The organism is Paracoccus versutus, assembly GCF_029909795.1.
GTDB classification, from domain to species: Bacteria; Pseudomonadota; Alphaproteobacteria; order Rhodobacterales; family Rhodobacteraceae; genus Paracoccus; species Paracoccus versutus.
This window is the reverse complement of sequence record NZ_CP038196.1, coordinates 1,441,134-1,459,645: the sequence shown is the minus strand read 5'-3', so window position 1 is coordinate 1,459,645 and position 18,512 is coordinate 1,441,134. Positions and strand designations below refer to the sequence as shown.

Below are 18,512 nucleotides of genomic sequence, written 5' to 3'. Positions count from 1 at the left end.
CTCGTTTCTGTCGCGGTGATCGTAACCTGACAAATTTCCTAAGGGATGTCAAAGGAAAATAGTCGGGAATTGTGTTTCCCATAACCTGCCGATTTGCAACGGAAAAGGCGGACCCTTTCCAGGCCCGCCTGTTCCTTGTCCCTTATTTTCCGGCAGATTTCAGTCCGTGCCCAGGCAATCGGCCAGGGCCGAGGCCATGCCGCGCAGGGTTTCGGCGTAAAGCCCGGCGCCGGGGGTGGCGCCGGTGCCCTCGGGGTCGAGTGCGATGCCCTGGCGAATCTCGCTGCCTTCGATCACCGCGGCGATCAGCTTCGGGTCGTGATTCGCCTCGGGGAAGGCGCAGATGGCGCCATTCTCGGCGATCTCGGCGCGAATCGCCTGGAGCCGCGCGGCCGAGGGCGTCGAGGCATCGCCCAGGCTGACCGCGATCGCCGGCTCCAGCCGGTAATGCTCGGTGAAATAGCCATAGGCGTCGTGGAAGACGACGAAGCGCTTGCCCTGGGCGGGGGACAGCGTGGCCTGCAACTCGGCGTCCAGCGCGGCGATTTCCTCGGCGGCCCTGGCGGCATTGGCGGCATAGGTGGCGGCGTTCTCGGGGTCGCGCCGGGACAGGGTCTCGGCGATGGCGGTGAGCCAGGCTTGTCCGTTCGCCGGGTCCAGCCAGGCATGGGGGTCGGTGCCACTGTGGTCGTGGCCTTCATGCCCCTGTTCCCCGGCATGGCCGTGGTCATGATGCTCATGCTCATGCTCATGCTCATGCTCATGCTCATCGCCGGCATAGTCCCGGCGATGCGTGGCGGGCAGGTGCAGCAGGGTCAGCATCTCGGCCTGCGGGGAAAGGCTCGTGGCCGCGCGCTCGAGCCAGGGGGTCAGTTCCGGGCCGACCCAGATCAGCAGGCCGGCATCCTGCACGCTGCGCGCCTGGCTGGGGCGCAGCTGGTAGTCGTGCGGATCGCCGCCGGCTTGCAGCAGGATCTCGGGCTGGCCCAGCTCGCCCATGACCTGTTGCACCAGGGCGCCGACGACCGGGATGTCGGTCACGACCCGCGGTGCCTCGGCCCAGGCGGGCAGGGCGGTGCTGCCCAACGCGGCGGCAAGAAGAAGGGAAGAATATCGGATCATGGCGGACTCACTTGCAGAAACGCCAAGGTTATTTATGTTATATCGTAACTCGTCAAGCAAAAATGTAACGATATAACATCATGACCCCCCCGGAATCCCCCCCCGATCCGTTTCACGAACACGACCATGCCCATTGCGCGGCAGCCGTGCTGCGCCGCGCCGAGGAACAGGCGAGGGTCGAGGGTGTGCGCCTGACCCCGGTGCGCCGCCGCGCGCTGGAGATCCTGCTGGAATCGCATCGCGCCATGGGCGCCTATGAGGTGCTGGAGCGGCTGTCGGCCGAGGGCTTCGGCAAGCAGCCCCCCGTCGCCTACCGGGCGCTGGATTTCCTGGTCGAGCAGGGGCTGGCCCATCGCGTCCAGCGGCTGAACGCCTATGCCGCCTGCCTTTCGACCGAGCGCGACCACTCGCCGGCCTTCCTGATCTGCCGCGGCTGCGAGCAGGTGGCCGAGGCCGATGCGCCCGAGCTGCGGGCGGCGCTGGACCGGCTTGCCGGGGCCACCGGCTTTCACGTCGAGCGCAGCACCGTCGAGCTGCTGGGCCTTTGCGCGCGCTGCTCCGAGGCCGGGCTGTGACGGCGCTGATCCGTGCCACCGACCTGTCGGTCAGCCATGGCGGCGACCTGCCGGTGCTGAACCATGTCGATTTCCTGATCCGCCCCGGCGAGATCGTTACCGTGGTCGGTCCGAACGGCTCGGGCAAGTCGACGCTGGTGCGGGCGCTTCTGGGCCATGTCGCGCTGGCCTCGGGCCGGGTCGAGCGGGCGCCGGGGCTGCGCATCGGCTATGTGCCGCAGCGCGTGCATATCGAGCGGGCCATGCCGATGACCGTGCGCCGCTTCCTGTCGCTGCCGCGCCGCGTGGGCGACGCGCAGGCCGCCGCGGCGCTGGAGCGGACCGGCGTTCCGGGGCTGGAGGCGCGGCAGATCACCGCGCTGTCGGGCGGGCAGTTCCAGCGCGTGCTGCTGGCCCGCGCCCTGCTTGGCGACCCGCAGCTTCTGGTGCTGGACGAGCCGACGCAGGGCCTGGACCAGCCCGGCATCGTCGCCTTCTACAAGCTGATCGAGGAGGTCAGGGCCGAGACCGGCGTCGCCGTGCTGATGGTCAGCCACGATCTCTTGGTGGTCATGCGCGCCTCGGACCGGGTGGTGTGCCTGAACGGCCATGTCTGCTGCGAGGGCACGCCGCAGGCGGTCAGCGCCGCGCCCGCCTATCGCGCCATGTTCGGCGCCGAATCGCAGGGCACGCTGGCGCTTTACCAGCATCACCATGATCACGACCACGACCATGTCGCAGAGGGCCATCGCCACGGCCCGGCCTGCGCCCATACGCATTGAGGCCCCATGCTTGACGACTTCCTGACCCGAGCCGCCCTGGCGGGGCTTGGCCTTGTGCTGGCGACGGGGGCGCTGGGTTCCTTCGTGGTCTGGCGCCGCATGGCCTATTTCGGCGATTCGACCGCCCATGCGGCGATCCTGGGCGTGGCGCTGAGCTTCGTCTTCTCGCTGCCGATCTATCTGGGCACGCTGGCCGTGGCCGTCGCCATGGCGCTGATCGTGGCGCATCTTACGGCGCGGGGCCAGTCCATGGATACGGTGCTGGGCGTGCTCGCGCATAGCGCGCTGGCGCTGGGGCTGGTGGGGGTCAGCTTCGTGCCCTCGCTGCGGGTGGGGCTGGACGCGTTCCTGTTCGGCGACATCCTGGCGGTGACGCGGACCGACCTGGCCTGGATCTGGGCCGGCGCGGCGGCGGTCCTGGGGCTGCTCATCTGGCGCTGGCAGCGGCTGGTGACGGCCTCGGTCAACGAGGAACTGGCCATGGCGGCGGGAATCGATCCGGCGCGCGAGCGGCTGATCCTGTCCCTGGCGCTGGCCCTGGTGGTGGCCATCGCGATTCGGATCGTGGGGGCGCTGCTGATCTCGGCCATGCTGATCGTGCCGGCGGCGGCGGCGCGGGGATTCTCGGCAACGCCCGAGCGGATGGCGGGTTCCGCCACCCTGATCGGCGCGGTTTCGGTCTTTGGCGGACTTTGGGCCAGCCTTTGGTTCGACACGCCCGCGGGCCCGTCGATCGTGGCCTGTGCGGCGATGATTTATGCAGCCACATTAGTGGTTTGCAGGAGATGACCGGCCACGGCCGGCAGGCGGGAACCCGCGGGTTTTCGCCGATCCGGCGGCGGCATCTCGCCGAGCGCGGCGGGTGTTGGCTATTATGCAACAGTCGCCCGAGGCGCGCGTGATTTCCCGATCAAGACCGCTTTCCAAGTCCTTGGGATTATGCGACTGTCTCAGCGATGTTGCCGGCAACGGCAGCCGTCAAAGTACTGAACGGAGCATGATCATGACCAAATTCGCTACCTTCGCCCTGGCCCTGGGCCTGTCGGCTTCGACCGCTCTCGCCGGTGGCTATGTTGCCCCGGTCGTTGAAGTCGAGCCGGTTGTCGTTGACGAGAAGCCCGCTTCGACCAACGCTGGCCTCGTCGTTCCGGCTCTGCTGCTGCTGGGCGTCATCGCCGCCGTCGCTTCGGACGACGACGACAGCTGATCGCCGAACGGAACTTCGGTTCCGCAAAGTTGAAGGGGCTGGCCCTTGGCCAGCCCTTTTTTTCATGTCCGGCCATCCGTCGCCCGCTCGGCTGCTGGCATAAAAAAACCGGCCGCGCGGGCCGGTTTTCCTATCGTCACTTGCGGCCTGTCAGGGGCGCAGCGTCTGGATGGTGATATAGCCCAGCCTCGGGCCAAGCCATTGCCGCGACACCGGCAGATGCCCGCCCTGCGGCATGAAGCTGTTCTGGAAGCGCGCGCCGTGGCCTTCGCAGCTTTCCAGGATCACCCCCGCCGCCGGTCCCGGCCCGGTGGTGCAGTCGAAGCTCAGCGGCCGTTCCAGCCCGTCGCCGCTGTAATAGCGCATGACGCGCGGGGCCGAGCCCGAGCGGCCGGCGCGGATCAGCGCCTCGGTCTGCGGTTCGGCGACCGACAGGTCGTTGCCCAGCCCCCGCGTGCCGATCACCATGCCGTCGCGCAGGATCAGCGCCTCTTTCGAGGGCGCCATATAGGTGCGCATGGCGCCGTTCTGGCCGGTCATCGCCATGACCTGCGTGCGGCCCAGCGATTCGAAGCCCACCAGGATCAGCGGCGCCGGGTTGACCCGCAGCGCCTCGGCGGCCATCTGCTCGGGCGTGCGCGGGGCCGGGGCCTCCTGGGCCGCGCCACCGCGCATTCCGGCCAGCGTGCCGCCGGCCGTCTTGGCGGCAATCAGCAGCGGGTTGGCCTCCCGGCCGGTATCGTCGTTGCCGCAGGCGGCCAGGCCGGCGATCAGCAGCGCCGAAAGGGCGGCCTTGTGGATACGGGTCGCGATCATCGCCAGAACCTCCCCCAGCCTTGGTAAAGTTTGACGGATTGCGCGTCCCGGACCTTGTCGTAGAGCCGCCCGTCCACGTTCACGCGCGCCCCGCCGTCGCGCGACAGCGACCGCAGCGTGCTGCTTGCGCGATCCCGCGTCGGCGTGCCCGCGGCCCAGGCCACCGGGATCGAGATCGTCAGCCCCTTGTCGAAGGAACCCTCGCCGAATTCCTCGTCGCTGAGGTTGGTCTTGGTGGCGAAGGCGCCGATGCGCCAGCCATTGGCGAATTCGCGGGTCAGGGTGAAGGTCGCGCCCTTGTCACCGGCCAGGTATTTGCCGACGTCCAGCTGCGCGGTGAAGCCATTGGCGAATTCGTAATAGGCCGAGACATGGCCGGTCGTGACCTCGTAGTCGCGGAAGCCGAAGACATCCTCGAAATCGCGCTTCTTGACCCGGTTCACCTCGGCGCCGAAGGCCAGGGGCGAATTGGCCGGCTTCCACAGCACCTCGGTCGAGACGCCGCCATAGGCGCGCTCCAACAGGCCGACGGTGACGCGGGAATAGATCGCCTCGGTCGGCTGGGCATACCAGGCCAGCGTCAACTCGGGGATCGTCGGGCTGTCGTTGCCGGTATACATGCGGGTGTCCGAACGCACGCGCGGCACGCCGTTCAGGTATTCGTTGGCCGGATCCGAGACATATTCCTCGGGCGTGTAATGCTCGCCGCGCTGGCCGGGGATGCCGGGGCCGCGCTGCTCCATGCTGCCGAAGGCGCGCTGGCGGATGGTGCCCGAGACGATCAGCCCCGGCATGAACTCGTAGCTCGCCTTCAACTGCGCCCCGGTCTCATAGCGCAGCGGGTCCTGCGGGTCGAAGAGCCCGATGTCCAGATAGGGCGCCAGGTTCCAGCGGAAGCGCGGGAACAGGCCCGGTGTCGTGACCAGGTCGCCCGGCCGCGGATCGGCATCGACCAGCTGCGAGGCATCGGCGATGCGGCCGGCCTCGGTATTCTCCAGCCGCTCGACGTCCGAGCGTTTCAGCACCACGGACGAGGTCGCCATGCCGTCGGTGTTCGAGGTGATGACCAGCGTTTCGACCGAGGGCGGCAGCGCGCGGGTCATCAGCCGGGCGGTGCGGCCCACGGCCTCGGACTGCTGGATATAGCGGGTGTTGCGGATGCGCACCTCGGCCCGGTTGCCGGACAGGGACATGGATTCGAGGATCTGGCCCTCGTCCTTCAGCGCCCCGGCCAGCGCAGTCTGGATCGCCGGCTGCGCGGTCGGATCTGCGGACCAGGCGCCCGACCAGCCCTCGGGATCGGCCGAGGGCGCGGGGCGCGGCTTGACCGGCGCCGGCGCCTTTTCCAGCCCCGAGGGGAAGGGCGCGTTGCGCGGGTTCAGCGCAAAGCTGAACTGGGCGCCGAACATGTCGCCGCCGATGGTATAGAGCCCGACCTGATAGCTGGGGCTGAAGGTGTAATAGGCGCCCAGGTTCAGCTTGCTGCCCGGCTCGCCGTCGCCCTGCGGGATCTCCTCGACATGGCCGTCGGGGAACAGGTTGCGGACCAGATACTTGTCATTGGAATATTCCGCCACCAGCCGCAGCTTGTCGGTGGCCTGCCAGGTGATCGAGCCGAAGGGCCGGGCCTTGCCGCGGAACCATTCGTCGACCTGCGGCTTGCCGCCGGTGTCGCCGATCTCGATCAGGCGCGGATCGCCCCCCAGCGTGCCCCAGCCGATGCCGACGCTGGCACGCAGCCGGGGCGTGATGGTCTTGGTGGCGACGATGTATTCGCCGGAATAGATGCCGGTGCCCAGGAAGTCCTGCAGGCCGATGGCCACGGCCGGACGCCAGCCCTGTTCGTCCACGACCTGGAAGCGGATGTCGAACGAGCGGTCCCAGATATGGCCCAGCTCGTTGTGGTCGTTGATGCCTTCGACCCGGGAATAGCGCAGCGCGGTGGTGATACGCGGATGCAGCTGGAAGATCACGTTATGGCGCCGCGCCGCCTTGTTGTAGGACACGGTGCCGCCCAGGGTGCCGTCGGGCAGCATTTCGGCCGTGGGCGTTTCGACCCCGCCCGGCAGGCCGTAGCTGTTCAGCACATCGCCGATCAGCGGGTCGGTGCGGGCCGGGCTGGTGCCGAGACCCAGAAGCAGCGCAACTGGCACGGTCGAGGCCAGCAGGCGACGGGTAAGCATCGAATGGGCGCGCATCGCGGCTCCTCTCAGGTCGTGGCCCGCAGCGAGGCGGCGGGTGGGCCGGCGCCGCGCGGGCCTTGCCGCACGGCGCCCGGATCTTGGCTTATTCGCTCGGGGCGGGCGGCTCGGGCAGGATCAGGGCCGGGGCCGGGACACCGCTTGTCGTATCCGACCCGCCGGAAGCCGGAGGGGTCGCCGGCGCCGCCGAACCGTCGGTCGTGGGCGTTTCGGCGTCCGGCGCGCCGGTCGCGGCGCCGGACGCCGGCGTCTCGGCCGTGCTGCCCGCCGAAGGGGCGGTTGTCGGCGCGCTGCCGGTCGCCGGCGTTTCGGGCGTCGTGTTGGTGGTCGGCGTCGTGCCGGTGGTGGTCTCCGCCGGTGCCGGTGCCGGTGCCGGTGCCGTCGTGGGGGCTTCCGTCTCGGGCGTTGCGGTCGCGGGCGTGGTTTCGGGCTTGGCCGCGGGCGCTGCCGGTTTCGGCTGGGCCTTGGGCTTGGGCGCGGCCGACGAGGCGCGGACCTGCGCCTTGGGCATGGTGTCGGTCGGCACGGCGCAGCCGCTCAGGCGCTGGCTGCCGACGCGCAGCCGCGCGGTGAAGGGCGTCTTCTGCCCGCCCGCCTCGCATTCCGCCGCCTGGATGTTCAGCGCAAAGACCGAACCGTTCATCGAGCCGATGAACTCGACCCCCCGGCCATAGGCCATGCGCCGCACGGTGACGCCGACCGATTTCGCGCCGGGCCGTTCGTAGACGGCGGTCTTGTCGGCGGCGGTCGCGGTCCAGCCGGGGCCGGCGGCGCGGAACATGGCCGTGCCCAGCGTGCTGGCCTCGGCGGTGGCGACGGGCTTGCCCTCGGTCCCGGTCTCGATCGGCGCTTCCAGCGGCGAGACGCCGGGCGGGCCGGAATGGGCGGGGGCCTCGGGTTCGGAGGACTGGAAGGGCAGTTCGCCGCAGGCGGCAAGGGCTACAGTCATCGAAAGAACGGCGAATGCCGAACGGAATTTCATCTGCTCTGTCCCGGTTCCGTGGGTTTTGCTTATGCTGATTGGCTACAGGAAGGGCAGGGCTGGGGCAAGCGCCGACAGGGCCCGGCTTGCGCCAAACCCCCGGTTTGCGCGATTCTTTGCACGCGGTTCAGCAGTTGGGCACATTGACGGCTAGGCCGCCGAGCGAGGTTTCCTTGTATTTGTCGCTCATGTCGCGGCCGGTCTGGCGCATGGTCTCGATGGCGGCGTCCAGCGGCACGAAATGCTGGCCGTCGCCGCGCAGGGCCAGGCTGGCCGCCGAGACCGCCTTGATGGCGCCCAGGCCGTTCCTTTCGATGCAGGGCACCTGCACCAGCCCCTTCACCGGGTCGCAGGTCATGCCCAGGTGATGCTCCAGCGCGATTTCGGCGGCGTTCTCGACCTGGGTGACCGTGCCGCCCATCACGGCGCAGATCCCCGCCGCCGCCATGGCCGAGGCCGAGCCGACCTCGGCCTGGCAGCCGCATTCCGCGCCCGAGATCGAGGCGTTGTGCTTGATCAGCCCGCCGATGGCCGCCGCCGTCAGCAGGAACTCGTCGAGCTGGCGCTCCGAGGCGCCGGGCACATGGTCGAGCCAATAGCGCACCACCGCCGGCACCACGCCCGCCGCGCCGTTCGTCGGCGCGGTCACGACCTGGCCGCCGGCGGCGTTTTCCTCGTTCACCGCCATGGCATAGATCGACATCCAGTCGTTGATGACATGCGGCGCGGTCAGGTTCATGCCGGATTCGGCCTTCAGCGCCTCGTGGATGGCGGCCGCGCGGCGGCGGATCGACAAGCCGCCGGGCAGGATGCCGCCCGTCGCCAGCCCGCGGTCCATGCAATCGCGCATCACCTGCCAGATGCGGCGGATGCCGGCGGAAATCTCGGCGTCGCTGCGATACACCCGCTCGTTCTCGCGCTTCATCTGGGCGATGGACTTGCCCGATCTTTCGGCCATCTCCAGCATCTCGGCGGCCGAGGCAAAGGGGAAGGGCACCCTGGGAGAGGCATCCGTGCGGGTATCGTCGCCGCGCGCCTCCAGCTCGCCCTCGGTCATCACGAAGCCGCCGCCGATGGAATAATAGACCTCGCGGAAGATCACGTCGCCCTGCTGGTCGGTCGCCATCAGCACCATGCCGTTGGCATGGCCGGGCAGGGCGCGGTCGTAGTCGAAGATCAGGTCGCGCGCCGGATCGAAGGCCAGCTCGCCCAGCCCCTCGGGCGACAGGATCTTCGTCTCGCGGTTGCGGGCCAGCGCCGCCTCGGCCGCCTCGGCATCCATGGTTTCGGGCAGGAAACCGGCCAGGCCCAGGATGGTGGCGCGGTCGGTCGCATGGCCCTTGCCGGTAAAGGCCAGGCTGCCGTGCAGGCTGGCGCGCAATCCATGCGCGCGGAACGGCTGCTGGCGCAGCGCGTCCAGAAAGCGGCCTCCGGCCACCATCGGCCCCATGGTATGGGACGAGGAAGGGCCGACTCCGATCTTGAAGATGTCGAAGACGGAAAGAAACATCGCGCACTCCTAGCTGGCGTGGAAAGCCTAGCCGCCGCGGCCCGTCCAAGCCAGCGCGGTTGCGACAGGCGACTTGAAGCTCCGCGACATTTGACGAAACCGGGCCTGCCGACTATTTAGGCATCAAGCATGAAAAAGCGGCAAATTCGGGCATGGCGCAAAAGCCTGCCGATCAGGCACAAGCCGTTTTCTTTCGCATTCCCGCCGACTGGCATACGAGTTTTCCCATGACACTGCCCGAACCCATCACCCTTGGCACCACGCGGCTTGGCCCGCCGGTCTTCCTGGCGCCCATGGCCGGGATCACCGACCTGGCCTTTCGCCGCGCCGTCGCGCGCCATGGCGGGGCGGGGCTGATGGTCAGCGAGATGGTCGCCTCGACCGAGATGGTGACGCCGCGGCCGTCCACCCGCGCCGCCGTGCGCGCCAAGGCGCTGACCGAGGGCGCATTGCCGGTCAGCGTCCAGATCGCCGGGCGCGAGGCGGGCGCCATGGCCGAGACGGCGCGGATCGTTGCCGGCATGGGCGCGCGCATCGTCGACATCAACATGGGCTGCCCGGCCAAGAAGGTGACGGGGGGGCTGTCGGGTGCGGCCTTGATGCGCGACCTCGACCATGCGCTGGGGCTGATCGACGCGGTGGTCGCCGCCGTGCCCGACCTGCCGGTGACGCTGAAGATGCGGCTGGGCTGGGACGCGGATTGCCTGAACGCGCCGGAACTGGCGCGCCGCGCGGCCGGGGCGGGGGTGCGGATGCTGACCGTGCATGGCCGCACGCGGGCGCAGTTCTATACCGGCAGCGCCGATTGGGCCGCCATCCGCCAGGTCGCGAACCTGCCCGGCCGGCCGCCGCTGGTCGCCAACGGCGACGTGGTGGACGCGGCCTCGGCCCGCGCGGCGCTGCGGCAATCGGGCGCCGATGCGGTCATGGTCGGACGCGGCGCGCAGGGCGCGCCCTGGCGGCTGGCGCAGATCGCGCACGCGCTTTGGGGCACGCCCCGGCCCGAGGTGCCGCAGGGCGCCCGGCTGGCCGAGGCGGTGGCCGAGCATTACGACGACATCCTGTCGCTTTACGGGCGCGAACTGGGCCTGCGCGTCGCCCGCAAGCACCTGGGCTGGTATGCCGAGGCGAACGGCGCCCCGAACCGCGCCGAACTGCTGCGCGCGCCCACGCCCGAGGCGGCGCTGTCCGCGATCCGCGCGGGCTTCGGCGATGCGCCCGCTGCCGATGTCCCCGAACAGAACTCCCCGGCCACTGAGGCGCCTTCATGACCAGCCGTGCCGCGTCCGACATGCTGCCCGATCCCGAGATGGAGGCCGGCGGCGGCTTTGTCCCGGCAGAGGTGGGGCCGAACTGGTCGGCGCTTCCGCTGCCGGCGATCATCCTGGACGCGCAGGGCCGCATCGCGGCGATGAACGACCTGGCCGAGGCCTTCCTGAATATCTCCTGCCGCTCTTCGCTGGGGCAGGCGCTGGAGGGGGCCGAGATGCTCAAGCGGCTGCGCATCGTGCCCACGCTGGGCTCGATCCTGGAACGGATGCGCGAGGGCCATGACGCGCTGAACCGCGCCGGCGTGCGTTTCGAGATCGGCGACCGCTCCGGCGGGCATTCCGACCGCATCGGCACCATCCATGCCGGGCCTGCGCCCAGCCCGGCGGGGGGCACGGTGATCCTGATCTCGCCCCTCGACGGGGCCGGGCGGCTGGGGCAGGGGCAGGCGGCGCGCTCGGCCGCGCGCTCGGCCATCGGCATGGCCGAGATGCTGGCGCATGAGATCAAGAACCCGCTGGCCGGCATCCGCGGCGCGGCGCAGCTGATCGGCATGAACCTCAAGGCCGAGGACCGCGACCTGGCCGACCTGATCGTCGCGGAATCGCGCCGCATCGTCGAGTTGCTGGACCAGGTGGAACGCTTCGGCGACACCTCGGCGCCGCGGCTTTCGGCCGTGAACGTCCATGACGTGCTGGAGCGGGTGCGCCGCTCGGCCGCGGTGGGTTTCGGCAAGGGGCTGCGCATCGTGCCCGACTATGACCCCTCGCTGCCGCCGGCGCTGGCCGATCCCGACCAGCTGGTGCAGGTCTGCCTGAACCTGGTCAAGAACGCGGCCGAGGCGATCGGGCGGGCGCGGCGGGGCGGCACCATCCGCATCCGCAGCTTCTACGACGGCACCCTGCGCCTGGCGCCGACCGAGGCCGAGCCGCAGGGCCGCAGCCTGCCCCTGCAGATCGAGATCGAGGACGACGGCCCCGGCATCCCCGAATCGCTGATCGCCGAGGTCTTCGAGCCCTTCGTCTCGGGGCGCGAGAACGGCACCGGCCTGGGGCTGGCGCTGGTTTCCAAGATCATCACCGACCATGGCGCCTGGATCGCGCTCGATTCGCGCTCCGGTCGCACCGTTTTCCGCATCTCCCTGCCCAAAGCCTGAGGTTTTCCCATGGACGGCACCGTTCTGATCGCTGACGACGACCGCACCATCCGCACGGTCCTGACCCAGGCCCTGACCCGCGCGGGCTGCCGGGTCCATGCCACCGGCTCGCTGGCGCAACTCCTGCGCTGGGTCGAGGAGGGGCGGGGCGACCTGGTCATCACCGACGTGATGATGCCCGACGGCAACGGCATCGACATGATCCCGGCGATCCGCAAGGCGCGGCCCGACCTGCCGGTGATCGTGATCTCGGCCCAGAACACCATCGTCACCGCCATCCGCGCCACCGAGGCCGCCGCCTTCGACTACCTGCCCAAGCCCTTCGACCTGCCGGACCTGATGGCGCGGGCGGGCCAGGCGCTGTCGCGGCGGCTGCGCAAGTCCGACCCGGCCCCGGCCCCGGCGGCGCCCGAGACCGGCGCCGATCCGGCCCTGCCGCTGATCGGCCATGCGCCCTCGATGCAGAACCTGTTCCGCATGGTCGCGCGGGTGCTGAACGCCGACCTGCCGGTGATGATCGCGGGCGAGGCGGGGGTGGGCAAGACCGTGGTCGCGCGCTCGTTCCACGACCTGTCGGACCGGCGCGAGGCGGGATTCGTCGTGCTGACCTCGGCCGACCTCTCCGAAGAGACCATTCACGGCACCGCCGACCGTGCCCAGGGCGGCACGCTGCTGATCGAGGATCCGGCCGGCTTCGACGCCGCCGCCCAGGCCCGGCTGATCGGCATGATCGAGGCATGGGAGGTCGGCCCCGGCCGCAACCTGATGCCGCGCCTGATTTCCACCACCGGGCCCGATCCGCAGGCGGACGTGGGTTCCGGGCGGCTGCGGGCGGACCTGTATTACCGGCTGGCGGGGGTGACGATCACCGTGCCGCCGCTGCGCGCCCGGCTGGACGACATCCCGCCGCTGGCGCGCCACCTGCTGGCGCGGGCCGCCGCGCAGGGCCTGCCGCAGCGCACGCTGTCCGAGGGCGCGGCGGCGCTGATCCGCGCCTATCCCTTTCCCGGCAACGTGCGCGAGCTGGAAAACCTGATGCGCCGGCTGGCGCTGACCGCCGCCGCCGCCGAGATCACCGAGGCCGAGGCCCGCACCGCCCTGGCGGAATCCAGCCCCATCGTGCCGCCCGCCCCGGCCGCCGGCCCCGCCGCGGCACCGGCCGGTCCCGCCGCGGCGCCGGTCCCGCCGCTGGGCGAGCCTGCGAACATGCGCCTGGCGCAATCGGTCGAGATGCATCTGCAACGCTATTTCGACCTGCACGGCGACGACCTGCCGCCGCCCGGCCTTTACGACCGCATCCTGCGCGAGATCGAAAAGCCGCTGCTCGAGATCGCGCTGGACGCGACCGGCGGCAATCAGCTGCGTTGTGCCGATCTTCTGGGCATCAATCGCAATACCCTGCGCAAGAAACTGACCGACCTGAATATCGAGGTGACACGGCGCCGCAAACTGATGTAAAACAGCCACAGATGGCCTTGCGAGAGTCGCTTAACGGCCACAGAAAGGCTGCGGCACAGCGGCGAAACCGTGAGGACGGGCAAAGGTGGCGGGAACGCTGTCCAGGGACACATGGGAGCGCGTCGCAAGGCTGCGGCGCCTGCGGCTTTATCGCAATACCGCGACGCTTGGACTTGCCCTGCTGGGGCCGGCGCTGGCGGGCCTGACTTTTGCCGTGATGGGGCCTTTCGCCGGCGCCACCTCGGGCGGGTCTGTGCTACGGCTGGTGCTGCTGGCGGACCTGCTCTACCTGATCGTGCTGACCGGCCTGGTGGTGGCGCGCATGGCGCGGATCGTCGCGGCGCGGCGCAAGTCGGCGGCGGGCTCGCGGCTGCACATGCGGCTGGTCGGGGTGTTTGCCACCATCGCGCTGGTGCCGACGGTGCTGGTGGCGCTGTTTGCCGGGCTGACGGTGAACATCGGGCTCGAGGGCTGGTTCTCGAACCGGGTGCAGCAGGTGGTCTCGACCTCGCTCTCGGCCGCCGAGGCCTATCAGGACGAGCATCGCCGCGACCTGACCAACGACGCCAAGCTGCTGGCCGGGGCGCTGACCCAGGCCGCGCGGCAGAACCCGATGCTGGACGACGGCGACCTGCGGCTGCTGCTGTCGGACTATCAAAGCCAGATCCAACGCGGGCTGCGCGAGGCCTATATCGTCGATGGCCGCGGCACCATCCGCGCGCGGGGCGAGCGCAGCTATCAGTTCTGGTACGAGGAACCCTCGCCCGCCCAGTTCGACGAGGCGGCGATGCGGGGCCTGGTGCTGATCGAGGATTGGCAGAACAACGAATTCCGCGCCCTGGTGCCGCTGGTGCCGCTGGCGGACCGCTATCTCTACGTCACCCGCGACGTGGACGGCAGCCTGCTGGGCCTGCTGGACGACACCCGGCAGACGGTGGGCGAATACCAGCGGCTGGAACAGGAACGCGGCCGGGTGCTGTTCGAGTTCTCGCTGCTCTACCTGGGCTTTGCGCTGCTTCTCGTGGCGGCGGCGATGTGGCTGGGCCTGTGGTTCGCCGACCGGCTGTCGCGGCCCATCGGCCGGCTGGCCGAGGCCTCCGAGCAGGTGGGCGAGGGCAACCTGGACTTCCAGATCCCCGCCCCCGATACCGGCGACGAGATCCAGACCCTGGGCGAAAGCTTCAACCGCATGACCCGGCAGTTGAAGCAGCAGCGCCAGGAGCTGGTCGAAAGCTACCGCGCCGCCGACGACCAGCGCCGGCTGTTCGATTCGGTGCTGTCCTCGGTCACGGCCGGGGTGATCGGCCTCGATGCGGCGGGCGAGATCGACTTCCTGAACCGCTCGGCCACCCGGCTGCTGGGCCTCGACCCGGCGACGGCGCATGACCGGCTGCTCTCCGAGGCGGTGCCGGAATTCGCGCCGCTGTTCGAGCGGCTGGCGCAATCGGTCAACGAATCGGTGCAGGACGAGATCCGCCTGACCCGCGAGGGCCGGGTGGAAAGCCTGCTGGTGCGCATGGCGATCCGGCGCGGCGCGGCCGGCGGCCTGGAAGGCTATGTGGTGGCGCTGGACGACGTGACCGACCTGGTCTCGGCGCAGCGCATGGCGGCCTGGGGCGACGTGGCGCGCCGCGTCGCGCATGAGATCAAGAACCCGCTGACCCCGATCCAGCTTTCGGCCGAGCGGCTCAAGCGCAAGTTCGGCCCCATCGCCGGCGAGGAACGCGAGGCGCTGGAGCAATACACCGAGGTCATCATCCGCCAGACCAACGACCTGCGCCGGATCGTGGACGAATTCAGCCGCTTCGCCCGCATGCCCGAACCCGACCGCAAGGAAACCGACATCGCCAAGCTCTTGCGCGATGCCGAGCTGATGCAGCGCGACGCGCTGCAAGGCGCGCTGGTCTCGGACATCCCCGACGAGCCGGTGATCGTCGATGCCGATGCCGGCATGATGCGGCAGGTCTTCACCAACCTGCTGAAGAACGCGGGCGAGGCGCTGGACGAGCTGCGCGCGAACCCGCCCCAGGGCTGGGTGCCGCAGGTCCGCGTCTCGCTGCGCTCGGCCCCCGATGCGGTGACGATCCGCATCGCCGACAACGGGCCCGGCCTGCCGCAGGACCGCACCCGGCTGTTCGAGCCCTATGTGACGATGAAGCCCGGCGGCACCGGCCTCGGCCTGCCGATCGTCAAGAAGATCGTCGAGGAACACGGCGGCAGCCTGATGCTGACCGACACTCCCGAAGGACGCGGCGCCATGGCCGAAATCCGCCTGCCGCGCGAACGCCAGCCGGTGCGGCTTTCCGCGCGCCGCCAGAAAAACGAGCAGGAAGCAATGAAATGAGCGATATTCTGATTGTCGACGACGAGCGGGACATCCGGGAACTGATTTCCGACATCCTGCGCGACGAGGGCTTCTCGACCCGCCTCGCCGCCAATTCCGACCAGGCGGTGGCCGAGCTGAACGCGGCCGAACCGGCGCTGATGATCCTCGACATCTGGCTCAAGGACAGCAAGATGGACGGGATCGACATCCTCAAGCAGGTCAAGCGCAACAATCCCGAGGTGCCGGTGGTCATCATCTCGGGCCATGGCAATATCGAGATCGCGGTGGCGGCGATCAAGCAGGGCGCCTACGACTTCATCGAGAAGCCCTTCAACATCGACCAGCTGCTGGTGGTGATCCGCCGCGCCATGGAGACGGCGCGCCTGCGCCGCGAGAACTCGACGCTGAAGCGCGGCGAGGCGCGGGCGGCCGAGATGCTGGGCAATTCGGCGCCCTTCCGCAGGCTGCGCGAACAGCTCGACAAGGTGGCGAAATCGAACGGCCGGGTCATGCTGACCGGCGAGCCGGGGGCGGGCAAGGAAATCGCCGCGCGCTATGTCCACGCCCAAAGCCCGCGCGCCCGCGAGCCCTTCGTCACCGTGCCCTGCGCCACCATCGAGCCCGAGCACATGGAAGAGGTGCTCTTCGGCCGCGAAACCCCCGAGCGCGGCATCGAGGCGGGCCTGCTGGAACAGGCGCATGGCGGCGTGATCTATTTCGACGAGGTGGCGGACATGCCGCTGGGCACCCAGCCCAAGATCCTGCGCGTGCTGACCGAGCAGCAGTTCCAGCGCGCCGGCGGCACCGACAAGGTGCGGGTGGACCTGCGGGTGATCTCCTCGACCAACCGCGACCTTTCGGCCGAGATTGCCGCCGGCCGCTTCCGTCAGGAGCTTTACGACCGGCTGAACGTTGTGCCGGTGGCGGTGCCCTCGCTGGCCGAGCGGCGCGACGACATCCCGCTGCTGGCCACGCATTTCATCGAGCAGTTCCATGCGGCCCAGGGCCTGCCGGCGCGCGCGCTGCCCGAGGAGACCTGCGCCGCGCTGCAGGCGATGAACTGGCCGGGCAATATTCGCCAGTTGCGCAACGTGATCGAACGGGTGCTGATCCTGGGCGACGGCACCGGGCCGATTCAGCCCTCGGAACTGGAAGGCCAGAACGGCAGCACCAGCACCAGCGAGGCCCTGGCGCTCGGCCCGCAGATCACCAGCCTGGCGCTGCGCGAGGCGCGCGAACTCTTCGAGCGGGAATACCTGCTGGCGCAGATCAACCGCTTCGGCGGCAATATCAGCCGCACGGCGCAATTCGTCGGCATGGAGCGCTCGGCTCTGCATCGCAAGCTCAAGTCGCTCGGCGTCGTCGGCGGCATGCGCGTCGAGGAGGAGCTGATGGGGAAATGATGGCGGTGCCATGCCGGTGGCGCGGTTTCATGGGTATTTATGGAACAGAGAAGGCCGGAAACTGCGCCCCGGCCACCCCCACGGTTCAGGCGGGACAGGTTTTGGCCAAATGACCGGGGCGACTTCTCCGTTCGCGGTCATCGGCTCCCCAGCCTGTACCGCGCAACCAGGCTAGGCGCAAAAGATTGAAAAACCCTTAACGACTTCTTCGTTCTGCAAATACCCATGCGACCGTCCAGCACGCATCAAAGGCGCACGGGTGGTCCTGACGCTTTCCCTGTATCCGTCGCCCGCGCCGCGCGCTAGGATCGCGCCTCACGAAGGGCATGAACCGGGGCCGGAATGAAGATCATCATCTGCGGGGCGGGGCAGGTCGGCTGGCACATCGCACGCCATCTTGCGGGCGAGCGCAACGATGTCACCATCATCGACACCAATGCCGAGCTGATCCGGCGCGCCACCGATGCGCTGGACGTGCAGGGCGTGACCGGCTTTGCCAGCCACCCCGACGTGCTGGACCGGGCGGGGGCGCGGGACGCAGACCTGATCATCGCCGCGACCCATTCGGACGAGGTCAACATGGTCACCTGCCAGGTCGCCCATTCCGTCTTCCAGGTGCCGCGCAAGATCGCGCGGCTGCGCAGCTCGGCCTATCTGGACGCGATCTATTCCGATCTCTACCGCACCGACCACCTGCCCATCGACGTCGTCATCAGCCCCGAGCGCGAGGTGGCGCGGGCGGCGATGCAGCGGCTTTCGGCGCCCTCGACCTTCGATGCCGAGACCTTCCTCGAGGGGCGGCTGCATCTGCTGGGGATCTCGCTCGAGCCCGACAGCCCGGTGCTGAACACGCCCCTGCGCCAGCTCAACGACATGTTCATCAGCCTCAGCGCCATCGTGGCGGGGGTGCGGCGCGGCGGCAAGCTGTTCGCGCCCGAGCCGGGCGACCAGCTTTTCGAGGGCGACCAGGTCTATGTCTTCACCCTGGCCGAGGACGTGCCGCGCACGCTCGAGATCTTCGGCAAGCCCATGGCCAAGCAGGAAAGCGTGGTCATCATCGGCGCGGGCAACGTGGGCCTTGCCGTCGCCCAATCGCTCGAGGCGCGCCCCGAGCGCATCCGCGTCAAGCTGATCGAGCGCAGCCGCGCGCGTGCCGAGGATGCCGCCGATGCGCTGAACCGCACCATCGTGCTGAACGGCGACGGACTGTCGGCCGAATTGCTGGAGGAGGCGGCCGTGCCGCGCGCCGATGCGGTCCTGGCCATCACCGACGACGACAAGACCAATATCCTGGCCGCGGTGCGCGCCAAGCAGGCAGGGGCGAAGCTCGCGATCTCGCTGGTCAACGACCCCACGCTGATGTCGCTGATGGAGCCCCTGGACATCGACGCCTTCATCAACCCGCGTGCCAGCACCGTCTCGACCATCCTGCGCCATATCCGGCACGGGCGGGTGCGCGACATCTATTCCATCGGCGATGCCGAGGCCGAGGTGATCGAGGCGCAGGTGCTTTCGACCTCGCCCATCGCCGGGCGGGCCGTGCGCGACATCGACTTTCCCGAAGGCGCGCTGATGGGCGCGGTGCGCAAGGGCGACCGCGTGGTCAAGCCCACGGGCGACCTGCGCATCGAGGAGGGCGACATCGTGGTGATCTTTGCCCTCGTCTCCGACATCCCCGAGGTCGAGCGCCTGCTTCAGGTCTCGATCGACTTCTTCTGAGTGCCGG

General features: G+C 69.3%; 15 protein-coding genes. 10 read left to right on the top strand and 5 right to left on the bottom strand.

Annotated elements, in window-relative coordinates:
• Nucleotides 1-159: 159 nt before the first annotated feature.
• Nucleotides 160-1,122, bottom strand: a complete 963-nt coding sequence (locus tag E3U25_RS07325; RefSeq protein ID WP_116220771.1) for a zinc ABC transporter substrate-binding protein — start codon at nucleotides 1,120-1,122, stop codon at nucleotides 160-162.
• Between the two features lie 80 nt (nucleotides 1,123-1,202).
• Between E3U25_RS07325 and E3U25_RS07320 the strand changes: the two genes are divergently transcribed.
• The 4 genes from E3U25_RS07320 (at nucleotide 1,203) to E3U25_RS07305 (ending at nucleotide 3,665) form a co-directional block, all read left to right on the top strand.
• Entirely contained in the window at nucleotides 1,203-1,697 is a 495-nt protein-coding gene (locus tag E3U25_RS07320; RefSeq protein ID WP_116220772.1) for a Fur family transcriptional regulator, read from the top strand.
• Complete coding sequence (locus E3U25_RS07315) at nucleotides 1,694-2,458, top strand: metal ABC transporter ATP-binding protein (RefSeq protein WP_116220773.1); 765 nt, start codon at nucleotides 1,694-1,696, stop codon at nucleotides 2,456-2,458. Before E3U25_RS07320 ends, E3U25_RS07315 begins: the two co-directional genes overlap by 4 nt.
• 6 nt (nucleotides 2,459-2,464) lie before the next feature.
• Entirely contained in the window at nucleotides 2,465-3,247 is a 783-nt protein-coding gene (locus tag E3U25_RS07310; protein ID WP_036754754.1) for a metal ABC transporter permease, read from the top strand.
• Nucleotides 3,248-3,461: 214 nt separating this feature from the next.
• Entirely contained in the window at nucleotides 3,462-3,665 is a 204-nt protein-coding gene (locus E3U25_RS07305) for a hypothetical protein (RefSeq protein WP_370362691.1), read from the top strand.
• 150 nt (nucleotides 3,666-3,815) lie between these two features.
• Here the strand turns inward: E3U25_RS07305 and E3U25_RS07300 are convergent, their stop codons facing one another.
• From E3U25_RS07300 to E3U25_RS07285, 4 genes are all read right to left on the bottom strand, one after another.
• Nucleotides 3,816-4,481, bottom strand: a complete 666-nt coding sequence (locus tag E3U25_RS07300; RefSeq protein ID WP_072462776.1) for a YjbF family lipoprotein — start codon at nucleotides 4,479-4,481, stop codon at nucleotides 3,816-3,818.
• Nucleotides 4,478-6,679, bottom strand: a complete 2,202-nt coding sequence (locus E3U25_RS07295) for a YjbH domain-containing protein (RefSeq protein WP_116220774.1) — start codon at nucleotides 6,677-6,679, stop codon at nucleotides 4,478-4,480. Before E3U25_RS07295 ends, E3U25_RS07300 begins: the two co-directional genes overlap by 4 nt.
• Before the next feature lie 88 nt (nucleotides 6,680-6,767).
• Nucleotides 6,768-7,664, bottom strand: coding sequence for a hypothetical protein (locus E3U25_RS07290; RefSeq protein ID WP_116220775.1), 897 nt, complete (start codon nucleotides 7,662-7,664; stop codon nucleotides 6,768-6,770).
• A gap of 127 nt (nucleotides 7,665-7,791) precedes the next feature.
• A complete protein-coding gene (locus E3U25_RS07285) occupies nucleotides 7,792-9,174 on the bottom strand; it encodes an L-serine ammonia-lyase (RefSeq protein WP_072462779.1) in 1,383 nt (460 codons plus the stop codon).
• A 227-nt stretch (nucleotides 9,175-9,401) separates the two neighbouring features.
• Between E3U25_RS07285 and dusB the strand changes: the two genes are divergently transcribed.
• The 6 genes from dusB to trkA all read left to right on the top strand — a co-directional run bounded on the left by dusB (nucleotide 9,402) and on the right by trkA (nucleotide 18,505).
• Nucleotides 9,402-10,445: a tRNA dihydrouridine synthase DusB gene (gene dusB, locus E3U25_RS07280; RefSeq protein WP_116221674.1), complete on the top strand. Its 1,044-nt coding sequence runs from the start codon at nucleotides 9,402-9,404 to the stop codon at nucleotides 10,443-10,445.
• Complete coding sequence (locus tag E3U25_RS07275; RefSeq protein WP_116220776.1) at nucleotides 10,442-11,599, top strand: two-component system sensor histidine kinase NtrB; 1,158 nt, start codon at nucleotides 10,442-10,444, stop codon at nucleotides 11,597-11,599. The genes dusB and E3U25_RS07275 overlap by 4 nt, the downstream gene beginning before the upstream one ends.
• Nucleotides 11,600-11,608: 9 nt before the next feature.
• Entirely contained in the window at nucleotides 11,609-13,057 is a 1,449-nt protein-coding gene (locus tag E3U25_RS07270) for a response regulator (protein ID WP_036754729.1), read from the top strand.
• An 85-nt stretch (nucleotides 13,058-13,142) separates the two neighbouring features.
• A complete protein-coding gene (locus tag E3U25_RS07265) occupies nucleotides 13,143-15,401 on the top strand; it encodes a sensor histidine kinase NtrY-like (RefSeq protein WP_114535482.1) in 2,259 nt (752 codons plus the stop codon).
• On the top strand, nucleotides 15,398-16,786 hold the full coding sequence (gene ntrX, locus E3U25_RS07260; RefSeq protein WP_036754721.1) for a nitrogen assimilation response regulator NtrX: 1,389 nt from the start codon (nucleotides 15,398-15,400) through the stop codon (nucleotides 16,784-16,786). Before E3U25_RS07265 ends, ntrX begins: the two co-directional genes overlap by 4 nt.
• A gap of 342 nt (nucleotides 16,787-17,128) precedes the next feature.
• Nucleotides 17,129-18,505 (top strand): Trk system potassium transporter TrkA, encoded by a 1,377-nt coding sequence (gene trkA, locus E3U25_RS07255; RefSeq protein ID WP_036754718.1) that lies wholly within the window; start codon nucleotides 17,129-17,131, stop codon nucleotides 18,503-18,505.
• Nucleotides 18,506-18,512 lie beyond the last annotated feature (7 nt).